The sequence below is a fragment of the Streptomyces sp. NRRL F-5630 genome, from assembly GCF_000719475.1.
Taxonomy (GTDB): domain Bacteria; phylum Actinomycetota; class Actinomycetes; order Streptomycetales; family Streptomycetaceae; genus Streptomyces.
Map to the genome: position 1 here is coordinate 1 of NZ_JOGO01000149.1, position 3,589 is coordinate 3,589.

A 3,589-nucleotide genomic window follows, 5' to 3' on the forward strand; every position below is an offset into this window, starting at 1 on the left:
TCAGATGTTTAAAAGGGGCAGGCAGGGGGGCGGGTCGAGCGAGGCGGGCTGGGGAACGCCAAGGCGGTAGGGGGCCGCTGAGGGCTGCTGGGCGGGGGAGGGGCTGCGGAGCCCACGGCCGTGCGGTGGGGAGGGGCGCGGATGGTGCCGTGCGCCGGGGCGCTCGGGCAGTGCGCGCGGGGGTCGCTCGTAGGGGAACACACGGCGCCCGGCAGGCGGTTGACCGGCGCCTTGCCCGCCGTGACGCACTGAGCGGGGGCGAGGTGAAGGTCCGCCCGTTCAACGCATACCAGACGCATCCGTAAGGCCGGGGCGCATTCGGGCAACCCTGTGCTACGCCTGCCCCAGGAGGCCCTTCGCGGCCTAGTGTGGACTGGCGCGCCCGCCGTCTCCGCCCGCGAGGCCGGAATGGGGGGTTCCGCACCGAAGGCTTCGGGCCGGGGTACGGGTACCGCCGGTGGTGAGAGGGACGGGAATGGAACCGACCGAGAGCGTCGCCCCAGTCTCCAGGCTGCGGCAACGAACGCGCCAAGCCCTGCGAAGACTGCGCGCGCTTGTCGGAAGAGGCCCGCACCCCCCCACCCGCACCCCCTCACCCGCGCACTCCGTGCCTCCCACGCCCACCGACGCCCCCCGCCCGCCCGCTTCCGCTGAGCCCCGTCCCTCCCTCCCGCACCGGCCCGCCCAGTCCGCCGGGGGTACGGGATCTCTGAGGGGGGCCGGGCGGAAGGGACTCGGGGCGGGCGCCTCGGATGTCTGCGGGAGCGGGTTCGGCGCCGGGACTGCTGGACGGGGGCCGGAGTCGGCGGGCCGCGGGTCGGAGCCGGGGGCACGGGGGCCGCAGCCTGCGGTGCACGGGTCCGAAGTGGCTGCGCGGGGGCCCGAGTCGGCGGGACGCCAACCGGAGTCGGCGGTCCGCAAGTCTGAATCGGCAGCGTGGGTGTCCGAATCTGCGGCGCGGGGAGCCCAGGCCGTAGTACCCGGGCGCGGAACCGAAGCACGCGGGAGCGAGAGTGACGTGCCCTGGGCGGAGCGCGGAGCGCGAGGCCTCATGGCCGGGTCTCGGGCCCGAACTCAAGCCCGGATGAACGAGGCCGCGCGCGGAAGGTCGGGAACGCACGGAGGTACATCAGGGGGTGCGCGCGGTGCCGTCACCGGCGGCCGGGTGGGAAGGGCGTACGGGGAAGCGATGTTCCGGCAGAGGGGGGCCGGGGTGACGCCCGGGCGGGTGTTGCCCGCGCTGCCCGCGGCCGTCGTGGCGCTCGCCGCCGTGCTGCTCGGCACGGGAGTCGTGCGCGCCCTTGGCACCCGGCACGGACTCTTTCCCGGTGGCGTCGACGGCTGGTCCCTCGCCGTGCTCACCGGCCTCATCGTCGGCCACCTCGTCGCCCTCGGCAGGGACCGCTGGTGGGGCGGCACTGGGTCGGGCGCCGCGCTCACCCTCGCCGTCCTGCTCCTGTACGGCTGGCTGCCCGCCGTCCTCGTGAGCCTCACCGTCGTCGTCCTCGTCGGCCTGGCCCGCCGCCATCGCTGGCGCCGCGGCGTCCTGCACGGCGCCGTCGACATCCTCGGCACCGTCGCCGGGGCCCTCGCCCTCGCCGCCTGCGGCGTCACCCCGAGCGTCGAGCACCCCTGGCACCCCGAACGCTGGGACCTCTACACCGTCCCCGAACTCCTTCTCGCCTGTCTCGCCTACCTCCTGGTGACGCGCGTCCTGCTGTGGCTGCTCTCCAGCCACCGGGCCCCGCGCCTGCCCACAGCCACGCGTACCGCGGTGAACCGGCATCTCCTCGTCGCCGTCGCGCTTCTCGGCATCGCGCCCCTCATCTGCGTGGTCGCCGCCTACCGGCCCCTCCTGCTGCCCCTGTTCGCCATTCCTCTCTACGCTCTCGACACCTCCCTGTGGATGGCGCACGCCCGGGCCGAGGAACAACTGCGCGACCCCCTCACCGGCCTCCCCAACCGTCAGTGGCTCCTCGAACGCATCTGGACCGCGCTCGACGCCTCTGAACGGGAGGGAGGGCGGACCGCGCTGCTCCTGATCGACCTCGATCGCTTCCGTTCCGTCAACGACACCCTCGGCCACCTCGCGGGCGACCGCCTTCTCCTCCAGATCGCCGAACGGTTGCGGGTCTCATTGCCCCGCGAGGCGGAGGCCGCCCGGCTCGGCGGGGACGAGTTCGCGATACTCCTCCCCGCCGCCGATTCGACCACCGCCGCCCAGCGCCTCGCCCGCCGCCTCGTCGGCGAACTCGGCTCCCCTCTTGACCTCGACGGGCTGACCCTCGTCCTGGAGGCCAGCGCCGGCGTGGCCGTCTTCCCCGACCACGCGCGCGACGCCGAAGGTCTTCTGCGTCGCGCGGACGTGGCGATGTACCAGGCCAAGCGCGACCGCTCCGGCGTCGAGGTCTACGAGTCGAAGCGCGACTCCAATACCCCCGACCGGCTGGGGCTCCTCGGTGACCTGCGTCGTGCGCTCGACACCGGCGATGTCGAGTTGCACTACCAGCCGAAGGTTCGCTTCGACGGCGAAGTCGCGGGCTTGGAGGCGCTTGTGCGCTGGGTCCACCCGGAGCGGGGGAAGGTGCCGCCGGACGAGTTCATCGCTATCGCCGAGAGCAGCGGCCTCATGCCGTACCTCACGGAGTACGTGCTGGAGACCGCTCTCGCGCAGGTCGCCCGGTGGCGCGCGCAGGGGCTCTACGTTCCCGTGGCGGTGAACGTCTCCCCTCGTGACGTCCACACGCCGGGCTTCGCCGGGGCCGTTGCGGGACGCCTCGCGCGGCACGGCGTCCCGCCGGGCGCCCTCCAACTGGAGATCACCGAGCACGTCCTCCTCGAAGACCCCCAGCGTGCGGCGGACACTCTCGCCGGCCTCACCGGGCACGGCGTGAAGATGTCCCTCGACGATTTCGGCACGGGTTACTCCTCCCTTGTCCACCTGCGCCGCCTCCCCGTGAGCGAGCTGAAGATCGACCGCTCGTTCGTCGCCCGCCTCGCCATCGACACCGAGGATGCCGAGATCGTGCGGTGCACCGTGGATCTCGCCCACTCCCTGGGTCTCGTCGTCGTCGCCGAGGGCGTCGAGGACGACGAGACGTGGGAGAGGCTGCGAGACCTCGGTTGTGACGCGGTCCAGGGCTGGCTGGTCTCGGCCGCGATGCCCCCGGAGGAGACCACCGCCTGGCTGCGTGCACGTGGCGCGGCTCGCCGCCTGGAATCTCGGGCGGCGTTCCCGCCGCAGGTCCGGGGAGGTGGGACCACGGCGGGGTGAGACCGGTAACCCTCGTCGCCCCCTGCGTGCTGCATGCGGCAGGCGGTGGGAGCTGACGGAGCAATGGTGCTTGGTGCTGGGTGAGGCACCGGTCCTCGCGCTGGGGCCACAGTGACACATCCCGGCGCCCTCTGCCGCACGCCGGGAACGCTCGCCACCTGTAAGAGTGAGAGCTTTTTCGGGAAGGGCGAAGTTATCCACAGATTCGGCGGATTGGCGGGGGGTGGGGCGCGGGGGCTGAAAGACTGGTTACGGGGCGCCCCCCTGGGAGGGCGGGGGCTGCGCTCAGCTCGCGTACGCGCGTGCGCCCCCCCC

The 3,589-nt window shown here is 73.2% G+C and carries 1 protein-coding gene; it reads left to right on the top strand.

What is annotated here, in order from left to right:
- Nucleotides 1–1,051: 1,051 nt before the first annotated feature.
- Nucleotides 1,052–3,274, top strand: coding sequence for a putative bifunctional diguanylate cyclase/phosphodiesterase (locus tag IF99_RS0129930; protein WP_107049037.1), 2,223 nt, complete (start codon nt 1,052–1,054; stop codon nt 3,272–3,274).
- Nucleotides 3,275–3,589: the final 315 nt, after the last annotated feature.

Coding starts and splice junctions, on each gene's coding strand:
- IF99_RS0129930 (WP_107049037.1), top strand. CDS start 1,052: ATGGCCGGGTCTCGGGCCCGAACTCAAGCCCGGATGAACGAGGCCGCG.